General features: G+C 41.6%; 19 protein-coding genes. 14 read left to right on the forward strand and 5 right to left on the reverse strand.

Annotation, left to right across the window (positions count from 1 at the left end):
- Positions 1-199: 199 nt before the first annotated feature.
- From QQK21_RS05490 to QQK21_RS05550, 13 genes are all read left to right on the forward strand, one after another.
- Positions 200-1,786: an AbgT family transporter gene (locus QQK21_RS05490; protein ID WP_284191187.1), complete on the forward strand. Its 1,587-nt coding sequence runs from the start codon at positions 200-202 to the stop codon at positions 1,784-1,786.
- 371 nt (positions 1,787-2,157) lie between these two features.
- A complete protein-coding gene (locus tag QQK21_RS05495; RefSeq protein WP_284191188.1) occupies positions 2,158-2,850 on the forward strand; it encodes a hypothetical protein in 693 nt (230 codons plus the stop codon).
- Complete coding sequence (locus tag QQK21_RS05500) at positions 2,847-3,284, forward strand: hypothetical protein (protein WP_284191189.1); 438 nt, start codon at positions 2,847-2,849, stop codon at positions 3,282-3,284. The genes QQK21_RS05495 and QQK21_RS05500 overlap by 4 nt, the downstream gene beginning before the upstream one ends.
- 562 nt (positions 3,285-3,846) lie before the next feature.
- Positions 3,847-4,806, forward strand: coding sequence for a peptidoglycan-binding protein (locus QQK21_RS05505; RefSeq protein WP_348541468.1), 960 nt, complete (start codon positions 3,847-3,849; stop codon positions 4,804-4,806).
- Positions 4,803-5,279, forward strand: coding sequence for a hypothetical protein (locus QQK21_RS05510; RefSeq protein ID WP_284191191.1), 477 nt, complete (start codon positions 4,803-4,805; stop codon positions 5,277-5,279). Before QQK21_RS05505 ends, QQK21_RS05510 begins: the two co-directional genes overlap by 4 nt.
- Positions 5,280-5,568: 289 nt before the next feature.
- Positions 5,569-5,937: a lysozyme inhibitor LprI family protein gene (locus tag QQK21_RS05515; RefSeq protein WP_284191192.1), complete on the forward strand. Its 369-nt coding sequence runs from the start codon at positions 5,569-5,571 to the stop codon at positions 5,935-5,937.
- A 323-nt stretch (positions 5,938-6,260) separates the two neighbouring features.
- Positions 6,261-6,407 carry a hypothetical protein gene (locus tag QQK21_RS05520; RefSeq protein WP_284191193.1) on the forward strand — a complete coding sequence of 49 codons (147 nt, stop codon included), beginning with the start codon at positions 6,261-6,263 and terminating at the stop codon, positions 6,405-6,407.
- A gap of 207 nt (positions 6,408-6,614) precedes the next feature.
- Positions 6,615-6,986 carry a hypothetical protein gene (locus QQK21_RS05525; protein ID WP_284191194.1) on the forward strand — a complete coding sequence of 124 codons (372 nt, stop codon included), beginning with the start codon at positions 6,615-6,617 and terminating at the stop codon, positions 6,984-6,986.
- 18 nt (positions 6,987-7,004) lie between these two features.
- Positions 7,005-7,394 carry a hypothetical protein gene (locus QQK21_RS05530; RefSeq protein WP_284191195.1) on the forward strand — a complete coding sequence of 130 codons (390 nt, stop codon included), beginning with the start codon at positions 7,005-7,007 and terminating at the stop codon, positions 7,392-7,394.
- Between the two features lie 151 nt (positions 7,395-7,545).
- Positions 7,546-8,010, forward strand: a complete 465-nt coding sequence (locus QQK21_RS05535; RefSeq protein ID WP_284191196.1) for a hypothetical protein — start codon at positions 7,546-7,548, stop codon at positions 8,008-8,010.
- 309 nt (positions 8,011-8,319) lie between these two features.
- Positions 8,320-9,492 (forward strand): RNA ligase RtcB family protein, encoded by a 1,173-nt coding sequence (locus tag QQK21_RS05540; protein ID WP_284191197.1) that lies wholly within the window; start codon positions 8,320-8,322, stop codon positions 9,490-9,492.
- Complete coding sequence (prfH, locus tag QQK21_RS05545; protein WP_284191198.1) at positions 9,489-10,112, forward strand: peptide chain release factor H; 624 nt, start codon at positions 9,489-9,491, stop codon at positions 10,110-10,112. Before QQK21_RS05540 ends, prfH begins: the two co-directional genes overlap by 4 nt.
- Before the next feature lie 151 nt (positions 10,113-10,263).
- A complete protein-coding gene (locus tag QQK21_RS05550) occupies positions 10,264-10,698 on the forward strand; it encodes a hypothetical protein (RefSeq protein WP_284191199.1) in 435 nt (144 codons plus the stop codon).
- Positions 10,699-10,770: 72 nt separating this feature from the next.
- Here the strand turns inward: QQK21_RS05550 and rluF are convergent, their stop codons facing one another.
- The 4 genes from rluF to QQK21_RS05570 form a co-directional block, all read right to left on the reverse strand.
- Positions 10,771-11,772: a 23S rRNA pseudouridine(2604) synthase RluF gene (rluF, locus tag QQK21_RS05555; protein ID WP_284191200.1), complete on the reverse strand. Its 1,002-nt coding sequence runs from the start codon at positions 11,770-11,772 to the stop codon at positions 10,771-10,773.
- Between the two features lie 107 nt (positions 11,773-11,879).
- Positions 11,880-12,461 (reverse strand): DNA endonuclease SmrA, encoded by a 582-nt coding sequence (gene smrA, locus QQK21_RS05560; protein WP_284191201.1) that lies wholly within the window; start codon positions 12,459-12,461, stop codon positions 11,880-11,882.
- 149 nt (positions 12,462-12,610) lie between these two features.
- The gene (locus QQK21_RS05565) at positions 12,611-12,751 is read right to left on the reverse strand and encodes a DUF3149 domain-containing protein (protein WP_284191202.1); all 141 of its coding nucleotides are present in this window, start codon (positions 12,749-12,751) and stop codon (positions 12,611-12,613) included.
- Between the two features lie 143 nt (positions 12,752-12,894).
- Entirely contained in the window at positions 12,895-13,779 is an 885-nt protein-coding gene (locus QQK21_RS05570; RefSeq protein ID WP_284191203.1) for a TraB/GumN family protein, read from the reverse strand.
- A 374-nt stretch (positions 13,780-14,153) separates the two neighbouring features.
- Here QQK21_RS05570 and QQK21_RS05575 point away from each other — a divergent pair, with 374 nt between their 5' ends.
- Complete coding sequence (locus QQK21_RS05575; RefSeq protein ID WP_284191204.1) at positions 14,154-16,811, forward strand: beta-N-acetylhexosaminidase; 2,658 nt, start codon at positions 14,154-14,156, stop codon at positions 16,809-16,811.
- 56 nt (positions 16,812-16,867) lie between these two features.
- Here the strand turns inward: QQK21_RS05575 and QQK21_RS05580 are convergent, their stop codons facing one another.
- Positions 16,868-18,256, reverse strand: a complete 1,389-nt coding sequence (locus tag QQK21_RS05580) for a peptide MFS transporter (RefSeq protein ID WP_284191205.1) — start codon at positions 18,254-18,256, stop codon at positions 16,868-16,870.
- Positions 18,257-18,314: the final 58 nt, after the last annotated feature.

Genomic DNA, 18,314 nt, shown 5'->3' on the forward strand with positions numbered 1-18,314 from the left:
GTAACTGATTATATTGATTATTGTCGATTATATGGGGTATATCACTAATTTTAGGGTTTTATCCCCTGAGATATCATGATCAGACTAACGATTTGTTATATTTACGACTTTTAATTGATTTCTTTGTCGAGTAATCTGCGCGAGTTTTGTTGAAAATTTGTTACAAAGCGCGCAGGAACTACTTACAAGGAGGGAACAGATGACGTCATCTGCTTCAGTTACACCTAACTCACCGAAAAAGCCGATGTTTACGCGCTTTTTAGATATGGTCGAGTACTTAGGCAATCTACTGCCTCATCCCATTACATTGTTTGCGATACTTTGTGCTGCTGTATTAGTGGCATCTGGCATTGCTGGATATTTTGAGCTTTCTGTTGTTGACCCAAGACCTGAAGGCATAAAAGGGCGAGCGGCGGACGGCATGATTCACGCGGTGAGTTTGCTAAATGCCGATGGTCTTGAATTAATCGTCACCAACTTAGTGAAAAACTTTGTTGGATTTGCACCACTGGGAACCGTGCTTGTTGCGCTATTGGGCGTGGCAATCGCTGAGTATTCTGGCCTGCTTTCGGCAGTGATGCGCGGTCTGGTGATGGGCGCTTCCAGGCGCATGGTGACGATAACCGTTGTCTTTGCAGGCATTATGTCAAATACGGCGTCTGAGCTGGGGTATGTGGTATTGATTCCTCTTGCCGCCATGCTGTTTCACTCTTTAGGCCGTCACCCTCTTGCTGGCCTTGCCGCCGCGTTTGCTGGTGTGTCGGGCGGCTATTCGGCCAACTTGCTGATTGGCACTGTCGATCCTTTGTTATCGGGGATCACCGAAACCGCGGCGCAACTGATTGACCCAAGTTACACGGTTGGTCCTGAAGTTAACTGGTATTTCATGTTTGTCTCAACCTTCTTCATTGCTGCGATGGGTGCGTTTGTCACTGAAAAAATTGTTGAGCCTAAACTTGGCCAATACAGCGAAGATGAAGCGTCCGAAGATTTATCCCACGACTCAATGGGCAAACTAAAAGACATTGAGAAAAAAGGCATGAAGCTCGCGGGCTTAGCGCTGCTGGTTGTGTGTGCTTTGCTCGCTTGGACCATAGTACCTGCCGATGGCATTTTACGCTCTGATGCCGGCACAGTGGCGGGCTCTCCATTTTTGAAAAGTATCGTTGCCTTTATCTTTGTCTTTTTTGCCGTTCCAGGGCTCGTTTACGGTAAAGTTGTTGGCACAATGAAAACCGATCGTGATGTGATTGATGCCATGTCAAAGTCGATGTCCTCAATGGGCATGTACATTGTGCTGGTGTTTTTCGCCGCCCAGTTTGTCGCCTTTTTTAAGTGGACCAACTTTGGTCAAGTCTTTGCCGTGTCGGGTGCAAGCTTTTTGCAAGAGATTGGCTTAACAGGGCCAATGTTGTTCTTTGCCTTTATTTTGATGTGCGGCTTTATTAACTTGATGATTGGCTCAGCTTCGGCTCAATGGGCAGTGACGGCGCCTATTTTTGTGCCTATGCTGATGCTGGTTGGCTACGCGCCAGAAACCATTCAAGCGGCATATCGCATTGGCGATTCGACCACCAATATTATCACGCCGATGATGAGCTACTTCGCCCTGATTCTGGCGGTGGCAACCCGCTATATGAAAAACCTTGGCATTGGCACCCTAATCGCCACCATGCTGCCTTATTCACTGTGCTTTATCGTCGGCTGGAGCCTACTTTTCTACGTTTGGGTATTTGTGTTCGGCCTACCCGTCGGCCCAGGCGCGGCAACCTACTACACGCCGTAACCTACTGCACGCCGTAACAAGATAAAGACCAAACCTTTAATCGAACTAGCCCCTAAACGCTTTGGCGTTTAGGGGCTTTTTTAATTCGCTGAACGGTTTTGTGCAGGTAAGAGGTTTTTGCCCCAAAATCATCCAGCATTCAATTCCTGACCACATTCTCATGTCAGTTCTTGACCTACATATACTAATAGAAGAATATGAGCTTAATTGAGTAATTATGATTATACAGACATGTTCTGCAATTTGTGAGTGGAAGGAAGAGTAAAAACTTATAGAACAGTATCTTACTTTTATGGTGTCTGTATTTTCTGAAAATATTATAAAGACAATGTCTGCTGAAAAGACACTGTTAGATTAAATAAGGAGTCTTGATGTCAATTTTTACAGAACTTACAGAGATTGCAAAAACTATGAGTACAACGACTTTAAGTACTTTAGTTATTGCTATTGTATATTCTTTGTTTAAGTCAATAAATGTAATCAAGTTGCTAAAGAAAGCACTTGAGTCTTATGTCAACGGAATGGGAAAAACTAACAGTATCACAGTAACAATAGTGAAGCGTGTATTTAAAGCAAATTCGATACTGTTAAATGCTTCTATGCTATTAAATTCAAGTACATTTACTGTTGTTGAAGTTTTAGCGAAAAGAATTGCAGATTCAGGAGAAGACGCAAAAGACAACAAAAAAAATACTATAGTTGGTGTTATGCTGCTTGAAAAAGCTAAAAAAGGAACAGTGCAACAAGCAATATTAATTTCCAGTATAGTTGTCTACGTATCTAGCGTTTGGTTTATGAATAGTGATATAAATCAGTTTGTGTTGCTTTTTCTAGCATTTTTATTGCTAGCTGTGTTTGTGGATCAAAAGCTAATGGAGTTTCGAGTTCGCAAAGGATGGTACGGTAGCAATGAATTTGAGACAAGAGAGCTTATTGAATTTATTACCTTGCATTCTGACAAGGATGATTTCAATGATGGGAGCGGTGCAAAGAGAATCATACCAAATCCAGAGATTGATCTAGCAACTGAATGTGAAGCTAGTAAAGGAAAGGTAGTTATATGAATTCAGAACAACTAACAGTATTTACTAGAAAAGCAATTAATATTCTATTTGTATCTAATCCTAGGGGTACTAGCCTAGGGGTGCTGACGGGGATTGTGCTAGATGGACTGATAGGTTTGTTTAGTCCTTTTTTGAAAACAATTTCAATCATCAACATAAGTGTTGTTAAGCTATGGCACTTGATTGGCTTAGGAGTCTTTATATTTAATATTCGACCGTTTTTAAATCGTTACAAGGTGGATCCATCAATTAATGAAGCAATTTCATACATTGAAACGCAAAAGCAATTAGGTCATATAGATGAATGGCAAGCAAAGCAAATGTATAGAAACCTTCACAATAAAGTTTTAGATAACGTTCTTCTAAATAAAGAGCAACAAGAACTTTCTAAGACTATAAACTCTATTGCTTCAGCAAGCGAAGGTGAAAAATAATCTAACAAGAGACTATGACATCAACATACTTTTCCTAATCTGACAGAAACGCTGTAGAGAATCAGTTCTAAGACGTTTCTGTCCAACCCTAAGCCAGCACATAACCTTCCCACCTCCAATCAAAAGAAACCCGACCGTCATTTCGAGCGTTTTAATAGTTAAAATAACCATTTTCTTGGTGAATGTGTCAGAGTGGTGTGGAAGGTATGATAAGCCAATCAAACTCTTGGTATCATATTTTTATTTATGTGATTAGATTCTTATGCGATACCAATCGTCCCCTTTTATTCCTCAAGAACGGCAAGAAACCACAAGAGAAAGAGCAGAGCGTCAACGACAAGAGCGCAGAGCAGAATTAACCTATACCGATAAAGATCAGAAACGTTGGGCTGAGAACCGTGAACGAGTTTTAAGAGAGAGGCAACAAGCGGCTGCTTCTGCGAAAAATAGCCCTGAAGATGAACTGATCCTCAAATCATCGCTAAAACAATCCAAGCCGCTCAATGAGCTAGCGGCCGGTAAGTTTAACCCCCTTAAAAAAGGCTCTACAAATACTGAAGAGATTAAAAAAGTCCAACAGGCTCTGATTGACTGTGGTTTTGACTTAGGTGAATTTGGTGCAGGTGGTGATTTTGGCCACGCGACAGAAGGTGCAGTTAAACAGTTTCAAACCCACTATGAACCCACACATACCACGCATAAAAGTTACCAATTTGGTGACATTGATGGGATTGTCGGCAAAAATACCATTCTTGCTTTAGATGAGGCGGTTGTTGAAGAGTGGAAGTATTCGTTTGTGTTTACACTTGAGATGCTACGGGCAGTGTATCCAAGGGTAAGCAGTAGCAAGCAAAATCTGTTGCAAGGTATCGTGGATGAGCTCAATGACCATATTGAGTTTTATAAGCTCGATACCCCTTTGCGTAGGACTCATTTTTTTGCGCAGATAATGCAAGAAACTGGCTCTAGCTTATCAATGGAAGAGTCATTTCGGTATAGCTTTAATGGTTTAGTGAATACCTATAAGAGGTTCGAAGAAAACCCAAGTTTAGCTAAGGCGTTATCTTACGACGAGACGGTAAAAGGTAAAAATACAAAGAGGAATGGTGAACCATTATCATCGGCGGATTTTGAGAAGATAGCCAACATTGCCTATGGTAGCAGGATGGGTAATACCGATGATGGGGACGGCTGGAAGTATAGAGGACGAGGTTTAAAACAATTAACAGGTAAATATAACTACAATGCCTTAGCTCAGTGGCATCAAAAAAACTCCGGTGAGTGGCCTGAAGACGCTAATTTGTCTTTTGTCGAAGAGCCTGACCTATTGCTAGAGATAAAGTATGCTGTGCGCTCGGCGGCTTTTTTCTGGGTTAGTAACAAGTTGTATCAACTTGCAGACAATGGCGCTGGTTATCCTGTGTCTAAGTCAATTACTGAAGTTGTTAATCTTCATACAGATAGTTACCAACAAAGATTTAAGAACTTTAATCAACTCTACTCAAAGGAGGTTTTTGAATGAGGTTATTTTTTGTTTCATTTTTATGGTTACTCTCATTTATTGCTTATGCATCAGCGGCACCTAAAAAAAATGAAGAGTTGGTTTTCTCCTGTGATTTAGAAAGTCATGATCGTCTTTTGGCCTATTTTAAACGAATTGACAAAACGCTGTATTTTTTAGTCAGTGGTGACGAACGGGAAACTGTTTATCAACCACAGGAAGGCATGGGGTTAGATAACTATCAGTGGGTTTATATCTCCGCTCGGGATCCTGAGTATGTGCCGTTGAGGTTTAAAATAGACGATAGGCGTAACGCGTACTTCAGAATGACTAAAGGTGGGGTAAGTCTACGTATTATGGATGCTGAACGACTTCACGAAGATGATAATGCTATTACTTATTACTGTATTGATGAAACAGCAACAGCATTTGACCCTGATGTGAGACTCCAAATAGAAAGAGTCGAACCCAACAAATTTGAAGCATGGGATTAGTTTTCTGCGTAAAAATATTGGACACACACCAGTAAAAAGAAAGATATGTTTACCAAATCACCTTGAGTGTTGTTTTGATGAATTACCACAACTATGGGTGTGTGTCCTGAATTATTGTTCTCTCGATAGACTTCTAAATGTTGTTTTTGACAGTGAATTTACCTATTTAATAGGTTGCCTATTTTATACACCAAGGAAAATTGCTATGATTTCTTATACTTTATTCAACAATGTGAGCAAATAAAGCTGGTGTTTAAGGCTTTATGCCACTACAAACTAAGGAATAGTTATGAAAAAGATTATCACAGCAATCACTATACTTGTATCAGGGGCTGTACTTGCAGACAATTGCGATAAACCTAGAGATGATTTTGATGATCTTTATTGTCTAAATAAGGTGTATCAAGAATCTGATAAAGAATTAAATTCTGCTTATAAAAGTCTTCGTTCTTTTTTAAATGACGAAGAAAAGAATAAATTGAAGAAAACACAGATATCTTGGATAAAGAACCGAAATGACGAGTGTAGCTTTAAAATGGATGGAGACTTTTTTGTAAGTTTGGGTTGCACAACATCAATGACAGTTGCAAGGACAAATCATTTGCTCGATAGAGTTCGAGAATGTAAAGCAACTGGATGCCAGTCAAGCAAACTTTAAGCATAATAAATAAGGATTAAGGTGTTGCGTAGCCAACACCAAATTTTGGGTGTTGCAACCTTAATTGCACCCAAATTAAAATACGAACACATAAGTATTTTGGGTATATACTAAATGTGGAAAAAATTTATCTGGTCATTATCAATATATTAGCTGTTATCGGAATTTCAACTGTTTATTTGTCTGTATCTCATAGCCAAGAATTCAGAAAGTAACGTGCTGTAGAAATTTGCTTAATTGGAGAAAGCAATAAAGTATTTATTCCAGAGGGGAAACGAGTAATCTATGCACAATATTCTAAGTGTTCAGATAGTGATAATATAATGAAAGTGTCTCTTCAACCGGATGTCAGTGCGACTAGGTATGAACTTATTTATAAGTCTGTGTATAACTCCGATGAAGTTATTGATATTTCATGGCGTAATTCGAGTGATATTGTTATTGGTATACCGAGTACAGTGAATCCCTAGCCAGTCGTAACTGGTAAAAGTGCATATGATTCTGCGTTTTATGACTATGATTGCTATAAACCTAGTTCTGGAAAACTTATAAAAATCGCGGAAGGTCAATAGTATAAGGCACACCCCAGTTTTAGTTTGTAGTTGTCAACTAATTTGGGAAGAGCTCGTTTTTTAGAGATGGTTGGGTCTCTAGGCTGAGAATTTTAAGGCATATTAATGTTTAAAATTTTTGTTTTATTGGCTTTTTTGTTCTCTCAATTTCTTTCTGCTGAAGACTCGATCGTTGGTAAGTGGAAGGGGCAGTCAAATAGTACAGAGCATGTTTACTCGATAGAACTTACTCAAATGGGTAAGGATATATTTTTATCATATGTCTTTATTTATGATCGAGGAAGAAAGATCAATGATCATACCTCAGAGAAAGTGTTGTTGAAAAAAGCATCTCCGCAGTGTTGGAGTGGTGAGGTTAATGACTTTTTCAATGATGAAAAAACTATGGTGACTTTATGTAAGAAAAATGAATTGCTTGTTTGGGAGACTGAGCTATCCGTTCTTTATGTACCCAAATTTGAAAATTTTATTCGTTAAAAGAGTTTGTAAAAGAGAATGAAACTTAAACGTATTTTAACGGTATATTTGGTCTTGGTATCAGCTTATACAAGTGCTTCTGAATATCGACTATATGCTTCCGATTATTCAGTTAAAACGAAGAAAGAAAATTTTGCTGCTTATGTTTTGAAAGATAATCCATGTATCACTGTATATGAATTTAAAACAGGGAAGTCAGTCCAATATTGCGAATTGGGGAATAAAGATAAAAAGGCAAGCTCTGTACATGGTGATATATCATTAACCCACTTACAGCGAGACTATCCTACAGCGTATGTCGTGGATTTAAGCATGTGGAGTGGTGACGTAACATTTACAGTAGCTACTCCTTGGTCAGATCTATCATGTACCATTGACATTCAAACTCAGGCAGTGAGTTGTGAGTAGGCAGGTAATAGAAGTATTTTATGTCGAAAAATTATATTATACACCTTAAAACTTGACACTTATCTGCTATCTCGGAGGAAATATTCAGTATATATCAGTCATAGGATCATTGGTTTTTATCCTATTTATTGCTTTTAAAGCCAGTTTTACTGTGAGCGGAAATACACTCGATAGTGGTGTTTTTACTTATGTTTCAGTTTTATTTTCAACCATTATTGTTGTGTCTATTTGTCTTTTCATAAGAGCAAGGAATCAACGAGATGAACATCTGATTATTAAACATGCCACAATCTCTAATGAAAAATATTTGGATGATGAAGTGGTTAAAATTGACTATACGGTGACGTGTAAAGGTCAGCGTTTAGCAAAGGGTGGCGTCATTAATTATCTGTGCATAGATGATGGTGAAAAAGAGCTTAAATTTGAATCAAATGATATTGCTTCTAACTATTTCTCTGTAGGAGAAAAAATTACAGTAAGTACACGAGAAGGTTATTGGGGCTACTTAGTTATCCAAGGCCTACATAAGAAGAAAGTGCGCAAGGCACTTGATGCGCAAGCTGTTACATGTGTCGGTCTTTCTGCTGCAGAATGCGCGCGTTATTTTTCTCCATAAATTTGATGTTTTAGTAAATAGCATTCTGCATTTGATTCAATATATTTAAATTTGGCTGATAATCTAGTTGATTAACAAATGAAAAGTCATTATGATTCGGCCACTTAACTAAATACCAACCAACTGCAAAGGAGTAAAAATTATGACATATACAAAATTATTCTTTGCAGGTCTTGTCCGTTAAATAGTTCAAAGCTATCTAATAATCCTTTCGTCTTCTAGTAAAGGAATGCCTCGGTCAATTGACCTGCCAATACGTTTTTCGTTTTAAATCCTTGTTTTCAAAATAATGAAAAAGGAATTGGTATTATGGGCAAATCCGTCCAAAACATCACTGATAACGTTAGCCTAATTGCATCTGCCGATACGTGGATTGAAGGGCTAGCAGTACAACAATTAATTAAAACATCACAGTTACCAGGAATGCAGCATGTTGCTGGCATGCCTGATTTGCATCCAGGCAGAGGCTACCCGATTGGGGCTGCGTTTTTTACAACAGACAAAATTTACCCTGCGCTGGTTGGCAACGATATCGGTTGTGGTATGTCACTTTGGCAAACTTCAGCAAAACTATCCAAGGTGAACTTGGACAAAATGATCAAAAGGTTTGAGCACGTTGAGTCACCACTAGATGAGAGCTGGAAAGAGAGCGTAGCGTCAAGAAAAGTCGCAAAAAGAGTAACAATCAATACCTACGACCATGCGTTAGGCACAATTGGAGGCGGTAATCATTTTGCTGAATTTCAAGCCATTGAAGAAGTCTATCACCAAGCATCGCTGGACGAGCTTGGTCTGAATAGAAAACAGTTGCAACTGCTTGTGCATTCTGGCTCAAGAGGCTTAGGTCAATCAATATTGATGGAGCATATAGCATCTCATAATCATGATGGTATCCAAGTGGATAGTTTGAATGATGACTTTAATGAATATATGGCAAAGCATGATGAAGCTGTCCGCTGGGCAGAACTGAATCGAGAGTTTATCGCTAAACGTTTTTTGCAAGCAATTCGTTCGGATGGCCACTGTACTCTGGATGTCAATCATAATCTGGTTTCGGCTAAAGAGATAGCTGGAAAGCAAGGTTGGTTGCACAGAAAAGGCGCGACACCCAGTGATCAAGGTTATGTTGTTATACCTGGTTCACGTGGCGACTATAGCTATTTGGTCAAGCCCGTTGAAAGCGGGTATGACTCTATGGTGACTAGTTTGTACTCATTGGCACATGGTGCTGGAAGAAAGTGGAAGCGTGGTGAGTGTCATGCACGCCTTAGTCACAAATATAAACGTGATGATTTGTACCGGACACCACTAGGTAGCCGTGTAATATGTGGCAATAAAGAGCTTCTTTATGACGAAGCGCCGCAAGCCTACAAAAACTGTGAATCGGTTATAAATGCTATGGTGAATGCTGGTTTGATTGAACCAATCGCTAAATTACGACCTGTTCTAACGTTTAAAACCAATGGGGGTTGTTCGTCATGATATTACTGCAATTATCATCCGGGCAAGGTCCGGTAGAATGCTGTAAAGCCATAGGTTTAGCGTTAAGGGCTATTGAAAAGGAATGTCGTCCACTTGATGTCGACTTGAGTGTAATTGAAGCCGTTCCACAAGGACAAAAAGGCTGTTTTAAGTCGGTATTATTGAAGCTTGAATCGGCAGATATGAACAAAGCCAGACAGTTGGGAACTTCTTGGCAGGGAGGAATGCTGTGGATTTGTCAAAGTCGCTTTAGGCCAAAAAATAAGCGTAAAAATTGGTTCTTCAGTGGACAAATGTTTGAGGTTAATGAAGCCGAGTTAGTAGACGGTGTGACGTTTCAAACTTGCCGAGCATCTGGAGCGGGTGGCCAACACGTGAATACCACTGAATCTGCTGTTCGAGCCGTGCATAATGATACTGGCATTTCAGTGCGAGTAGAGAGTGAACGTAGCCAGCATGCCAATAAGCGGCTGGCAAAAATTATGCTATTTCAGAAATTGGAGATGTTAAAACAAGAGCAAATGACCTCTCAGGATAAAGCTCGTTGGCAACAGCATATGGATCTTGAGCGAGGGAACCCTGTGAAGACATTTAAAGGAGAAAAGTTTGCTCTAGTTTAATAGGTGGGAGGTATGATAGTAATACGTCGATACCTTTTGGTGTGAGGGTTTCTGTTAAGCCATCCATACATATTTCCTTATATGGCTAGTATAACGGCGCACGTTGGTGCGCTATTGAATAAACACAAACCAAGGTTAGGGGATTTTAAAGGTGACTTATCAACAACTGGACGCTATCGCGGATTTATATATTCCTCTGCTGGGTATTCTGACACTGGTTTGGCTACTGATAAAGGCGAGTCGTCTAGGGATAAAAAGTGCGCTTATTGAGGCCGTAACGACTTCACTGGGTGTGATGTATATCTACGCCTTAATGTTTCTCGATGCTTATTTTGCAGCCTATGCGTCAATTGGGCTTGATTATAGTACGCATACTGCCTTGGCGCTGGTGTTCGTCACAACCCTTGCATTAATTAGCAAAGAGGTCAGACGTATCACAGTGATATCCATGCTTTGTTACTGTTTATTGATGCTGTATCAAGGTTATCACACCCTAGCCGATATGGCGCTGACCAGCCTAATGACGTTACCTGTTTTAGTATGGCTAAAGTCCTTACCAAATCGTAAAGATAAGCGTCTTTGGTGACTCATGAATAAAACGCTATTTAGCGTGGGCTAAATAGCGTTGATTTCCAAAACGGATAGTTTCGCTCGCAGGCTACTTTTTTAGGCTTAATGTGCCTGGTTTTCTAGGCTGGGCTTTTTGGCCTGAATGAGGGCTAGATTTGCCTTGTTTTGCTCTTGTCTCAGAGGATTCAGAGCGAGCCTTTTTAGCATTTGGGCTACGGCGAAACTTGTCGGCATCTTTGCCTTTAAAAGTGCGCGTTTTTTGATTACGTCTTGCTTTTGAGCCTTGGTTTTCCTCGCGGCTATCAAATAGCTTAGCGTCCGTTGCTCTGCGTATTGTTTTGCCGTGAGTATCGGTTTTGGAGGCATCTTCTGTGCCGCTAGAGTGCTCACACATCGCCAGAATTTGTTCTACTTCGCTGCCTGTTAGATAGCGCCACTGGCCGTTTGGAATACCATCTAAGGTAATATTCATAATGCGAACGCGGCGCAGTTTAAACACTTCATAATCGAGCGCTTCACACATTCGGCGAATTTGTCGATTTAGCCCCTGTGTTAACACAATGCGAAATGAAAACTTGGTTTCCTTGGTGACTTTACAAGGCAAGGTGGTGGTATCAAGGATATCAACGCCAGCGCTCATTTTTTTGATGAATTGATCTGTGATGGGCTTATTGACTCGCACCACGTATTCTTTCTCGTGATTGTTACCTGCACGAAGGATCTTGTTGACGATATCGCCATCGTTAGTCAAAAAGATCAAACCATCAGAGGGTTTATCTAAACGTCCAATCGGGAAAATACGTTTTTTATGGCCGATAAAGTCAACGATGTTACCGGCAATGTTTCTTTCTGTGGTACAGGTAATACCTGCGGGCTTATTTAATGCAATATAGATAGGGCGCTCGGTGGGCTCACAAATCGGCTTACCATCGACGCAGACATCATCGCCACTTTGTACTTTGGTGCCCATTTCTGGGATGAGACCATTAATCGTGACGCGACCTTGCTCGATTAAGCGGTCTGCTTCTCTGCGTGAGCAAAACCCCGTTTCACTAATAAATTTATTTAGGCGCTTAGAATCTGATGACATTGTGTTCTCTCTTAACGTTTCACAACGGAATGCAGTCAGGACTTGATAAAATCTTGCTGTGGGTTGGGGCGATTCTAACATTATTGTTCGGTTTGAGTAAGAGGTGACTAACTGCGGCGTTTTTGGTGGCGCTCGCGATTTTCCAGCTTTTTTTCGGAGCTTTTACGCAGCATAACGTAAACGGCGCCAGTTCCGCCATGAAACGCTTGCGCGCTGTGAACGCATTGTACGTCCTTAATTTGGGTGAGCCAGTTTGCGAGGTAACTTTTCATCAAAGCGGGAGGATTGGATGTTTCACCGCGCCCGTGAACAATAAGCACACTGCGTATGTCCATTTGAATGCATTGCTTTAAGAATTTAACCAGTGCATCTCTGGCCTCTTTTAGGCTGTTGCGATGAAGATCTAAACGGGCTTGAATTGGATACTTACCCAAACGAAGTTTACGGTAAACGCCATCTTGTACTCCATCTCGTTTAAATTCGATCAGATCTTCAGGTTTGAGCATAGAGGCATGTTCAAGGGATAAATATTGCGGATCATTTTCATCTAACCACATGGCGGCTTCACGACGTGCAATGTGCGCGTCGGTAACATGATGGTGCTTTTTATGCTCAGTCGTGTCTTGTCTGAGTGGGGTAACATCTCCCATCATAGTTTGAAACAGGGACAAATCGTCATTGTGAGACATAGTGGTGATATCAAAACAGGAAAATCAGTATTGTGATTATATCCCATTTGTATTGAGAGATTTTCATTAGTGGAATAAAAAACCGAAGCAGACAGGGAATCCACTTCGGTGCATAGCAACAACCTATTCTTAGATAGGGCTAGGCGATTCTAGTGAGGAGATTTGTCATGCATTACCTTGTAAAAGAAGTAACCACCATAGAACAGCATCAGGCTTAAAGCGCCAAAGATGACCAACATCGAAGACAGTCCAACTGCATTACCAAACAGGAGATTTAGCCATAAATCCATGTTGCCTCCAGTATCCAAGTCGTGATGACAATAGGTACGTTAAAACATAACGCCGACTCGGTTACTGATCTGGATCAATGATATTCAATTAGTTGTCTAAGTTGTTGCTTCTAGGTCTGTTTTACCTGCCTGAAACTGCTAGGTTAATTGGATAACGGTGAATGCTCAAACTTGCAATTGGCACTATCACTTTTTGATTTTTGGCTGACTGTAAACCCTTTGTCTTTAAGCATTTCGAGCAAGCTATTTTCACCGATGAGGTGCAAAGTGCCAACAACGACAAGATAGTTGGCTTTACTTTTTCTTGACCAAGTTGGTTTAGCCAATTGCTTCGCCCAATCTCGATTTCTTTGGGTAATAAAGGCATTTTCTAGCTCTGGTGACATTTCGGTGAGTGTTGAAAATTGATTGAGCTTTGCTAAGTCGCCAGCCTTCCAGCTCTCGATTAAACATTTGGTGAGATCTTCTGAACGTTCAAATTCGTCTAAAGCGCTTATCAATAGCTCTTTGCCCGAGTCTTTTTGTCCTGTGAGCAGATCAATTTGAAATTGAAGAGATTCGAGGCCAAATATTGGGATATTCTCTGCGGCTGCTTTGTACATCAAATGTGTATCTATTCCTTGCGAGGCTTGATAGCCAAGATACTCAAACTGCTTCATTTGTAGTGTTAAAGCGCTCGCCCATGGAGGACTGTTTAGCAGTTGCTGTGCATCGATATTAAACAGGCTGGCTAAACCGCGCAGTGTTTTTTGCTGTTTATTATCTAAGACTTCTTTGGTCACTAGGGTTATCTCAGGATAGGTTACATCCTGCATGGCTCGCACATCAGACTCGACAATCAGGCCTGAGCTAGAGCTTAGCGTCTCGGTTATGGCTTTGGGTAACGGATACATGCTTTCGTCGCCAACGTGCACAGAGCCAAAGATAAGATAGCGAGTTTTGCCTTTCTCAACTTGCCAAAAAAGAGGTTCGGCAATGGATTGTAGCGAAAGAGTGATAAGAAAAATCGATAGCCATATATTTTGCATGTAGCGGTTTACCTTACGGAAAAATTGTTGAAATAGGGCGTTTTTAACGTGATTTGACGATGGTTATTTGAGCATAAAATCACATTTTTATATTTTGTTATATAGCTTAGCTTAATCTTATCTCGCAGGTCTTGTGAGCGGTCTCTAAATCCCACCTAAGTCGATGGAAAATTAATGTGATGTCTTTCATAGAAAGATTGTTGATTTCTTAATAACAAATTTAACGTCTTATCTAACTTGCTGTTTTTAATTTGATTTTTATCATTACCAAAGTTGAACTTCGAGCAGGATCACTTTCGTGGCTTGAGTATTTTACCTGTCGAAAGATTCCGGAATATGCTGGAACAAGCGGTTTAATAAGGAGTAGCGTTAAGATGGTAAAAAAAGGTCTGCTCGCAACATCAATCATTGCGGCATTAGTAGGGTGCAGCGCTTTGCAATCTTCACAGCAAAGTGCAGTGAATTTATTGGCACAGAACCTAGATATTGATTATCAAGTGATCACCAATCACGGGGCAAGCCAAGGACTAGAGTGCCAGAATCTGGGTGCAGAGTGGGCGTCTTGTAATCAAGTTAAGATGACTTTAGTGAACCAAGGTCCAGCGGTTGATTCAAAAGATTGGTCAATTTATTTCCATAGCATTCGCTTGATCTTGGCTGTCGACAGCGATCAATTTAAAGTGTCTCATATCACTGGCGATCTTCATAAGTTGCAGCCAACCGAAAAGTTTGATGGTTTCGCTGCGGGTGAACAAGTGGAGCTGCCACTAATTGGTGAATACTGGCAACTATTTGACACCGACTTTATGCCGCGAGCATTTGTCAGTGCGCCTCAAGCTAAGCCGAAAGTGATTGCTTCTCTAGATACAGAAAATATTGATTCTTTCGTCTCGGGTTTAGAAGGGAATAATCTAAAACGCACGCCAGATGATGAGAATATTTTTGCTAGTGCTATTTCTCGGTTTGAAAAAAATCAGGACTTAGCAAAGCAAGATGTATCAGCGCACATCATTCCCACTCCAGTTCGCGTCGAGATCGGGCGGGGTCTGCTCGATATTACCAAGGGTATAGCCCTGCCATCAGGCGTCTTCTTGCCAGAGCAGTATCAAGCACTTGTAGAGCGTGCTAATACGCTGGGTGTTGATCTTGATGGTCAGCGGCCCGTTGATATAGCAATGACACCCAATGCGTTTTCTGGTCAGTTTGCCAAATCAGGCGCTTACCAACTGCAAATCAGTAGCAGTGGAATAACGATCAGTGCTTTCGATCAAGTCGGGGCGTTCTACGCCGTGCAATCTATTTTTGCTCTTGTCGATAGCTTAAACCCAGAGTCATTACCCGTTGTCTCAATAAAAGATGCTCCTCGATTTGATTACCGCGGGGTGATGGTTGATGTGGCGCGTAATTTCCATTCTAAACAGGCGATCATAGCCACTCTTGAGCAAATGGCCGCGTATAAAATGAACAAGTTGCATCTTCATCTAACGGATGATGAGGGATGGCGTCTTGAAATTCCAGGCTTGCCAGAGCTGACGGATATCGGTGGTCAGCGCTGCTTTGACGAGCAAGAGCAAAACTGTTTGTTGCCTCAGCTAGGATCAGGACCTTCGGCGAATAATTTTGGCAGTGGGTATTTCAGTCGCGCCGATTTTGTTGAGATTTTAAAGTACGCTACGGCGCGGAATATTGAGGTGATCCCTGAAATTGATATGCCAGCGCACGCGCGAGCGGCCGTTGTCTCAATGGAAGCAAGGTATCAGCGCCTAATGCAAGAAAATAAACCACAGCAGGCGGATGAATATCGCTTGTTGGACCCGCGAGATACCTCCAATGTTACCACAGTACAGTTCTACGATAGAAAGAGCTTTATCAATCCATGTTTACCGTCATCTGCGAGGTTTGTTGATAAAGTTATTTCAGAAGTCTCTGCCATGTATAAGGATGCGGGTGCGACGCTATCCACATGGCATTTTGGTGGCGATGAAGCGAAAAACATTAAACTCGGAGCAGGCTTTCAAGATATCAATGCCACAGACAAGGTGGCTTGGAAAGGCAATATTGATGTTGCAAAACAAGATAAGCCATTTGCAAAGTCTCCTCAATGTCAGGCATTGGTTGCTAGTGGCGAGGTGAGTGATTTTGCCCATTTACCAAGTTACTTTGCAGAGCAGGTGGCCAAGATTGTTAAAGATAAGCAAATAGACAACTTTCAGGCATGGCAAGATGGTCTTAAATACAGTGATGGGCCGAAGGCTTTCGCTACCACGAATACGCGTGTGAACTTCTGGGATGTGCTTTATTGGGGAGGGACTAAGTCTGTCTACGAATGGGCGGATAAGGGCTTTGATGTCATTGTTTCCAACCCTGATTATGTTTATATGGACATGCCTTACGAGGTGGACCCTAAAGAACGTGGTTATTACTGGGCAACCCGTGCCACTGACAGCAGGAAAATGTTTGGCTTTGCCCCCGAAAACATGCCGCAGAATGCAGAAACATCACTTGATCGCGATGGTAAGGGCTTTTCTGGCACTACGGATATAGCGGCAAGGCCACTTTATGGCTTATCTGCTCAACTTTGGTCTGAGACAGTGAGAACGGATGCACAATATGAGTACATGGTGTTTCCACGAGTCTTAGCCGCGGCTGAACGAGCGTGGCACAAAGGAACTTGGGAAAATGATGTTAAAGTGGGTGTGGAGTATTCTCAAACCACCAATCGAGTCGATAAGGTTCAATTAGCTAAGGATTATAATCGTTTTGCCAATATTTTAGGTCAACGAGAATTGGCTAAATTGGAAAAATCAGGCATTGATTATCGCCTGCCAATACCTGGCGCAAAAATTGAGATGGGCAGGCTGAGGATGAATAGTTCTTTTCCCGGAGTAGGGCTGCAATATTCATTAGACGGTGACAACTGGCAGATGTATAAGGACAGCGCGCGTCCTATAGTCACTGGGGACGTCTATATTCGCTCTGTCTCGGCCAGTGGAAATAAATCGAGTCGAGTGACTAAGGTCAGCCATAGTTAAAATAAAAAACGCCCAACATAATAAGTTGGGCGCTTCTTTTGGTCATTTTGTAGCAGTTATACCGCGAGGCTTTGCTGCTCTTCTACTTGCTCTGCGTTGCTAACCGGAGACTCAGCGCCATGCATCCAGCGGACTAACGTATTAGCGAAGAGTAATAAGATAACGCCAGATATGATGGCGGTAACGGCAATGCCACTAAAGATAGCCATGGCACCAAGTTCGCCAACGTGTGAGCCAACGTAACCGGCGACATAGTTAGCAATCGCTGTACAGCCAAACCATGCCCCCATCATCAAGGAAGCTAAACGAAGTGGAGCTAGCTTAGTCACTAAAGATAGGCCAATTGGAGATAGGCACAGTTCGCCCAGTGTATGGAAGAAGAAAGCACCAACCAGCCAAAACATGGATGTTTTCACACTAGTATCACCACTTTGTTCCATAACCGCGCCAACCATACATAGGAAGCCTAAAGCTAAGAAGAACATAGCAAGTGCAAATTTAACTGGCGAGTTAGGCTCGCGCTTACCCAGTTTAACCCACAAAATGGCAAGCAATGGTGCTAGAGTAATGATAAAAAATGGGTTAAGTGATTGGAACCAAGCCGCAGGCACTTCAAATCCACCTACCATACGGTCAGTGTATTGTTGAGTGTAAATATTCATCAGACCACCAGCTTGTTCAAAACCGGCCCAAAAGACGATGGTAAACACGCTCATAACCAATATGACTTTGATTCGATCAAACTCTTCTTTAGTCAAAGCCTCTTTGCGGTGAGATTTTTTATTAGCAAGTTCGCGTTTTGCGGAAGGCTCCATGCCTATATTGCCAAGCCAAGCTTGCGCTAAGCTCATTTGCATGACAAGGCTGATGAGCATACCGACACCAGCGACGACAAATCCTGACTTCCAGCCAAACACATCGGTCACAGAGCCGACAATGATACCCGCCAGCAGCGCGCCAATGTTGATGCCCATATAGAAAATAGTAAAGGCACCATCACGGCGGTTATCACCTTCTTTATAAAGGTCGCCAACCATAGTCGAAATATTGGGTTTAAATAGGCCGTTACCAGCAATCAGTAGAGCGAGACCAAGATAGAAACTGTGTAGAGTGCTCATACCAATCATGTCGGCAGGTAATGCCAAAGTGAATTGACCCGCGGCCATAAGCGCACCGCCCATTAATATGGATTTACGCTGGCCGAGGAAGTTATCGGCTAACCAGCCGCCAATAAGAGGGGTGATATAGACAAGGCCTGTGTAGATACCGTACAAATCTAGCGCATCTTTGGTGGTCCAGCCCAGTCCGCCATTGATTGTTTTGTCTGTTAAGTAAAGCACCAAAATGGCACGCATACCATAGTATGAGAAACGTTCCCAAAGTTCGGTACCGAACAATAGAAATAGGCCTCGAGGATGGCCGAGAATTTGTCGATGATTTGCCATAAATTTTACTAATCTAGTCCATTAAAGAATTTAATATGCTAGTACATATACTAATTAG

Source organism: Vibrio zhanjiangensis, assembly GCF_030161235.1.
Taxonomy (GTDB): Bacteria; Pseudomonadota; Gammaproteobacteria; order Enterobacterales; family Vibrionaceae; genus Vibrio; species Vibrio zhanjiangensis.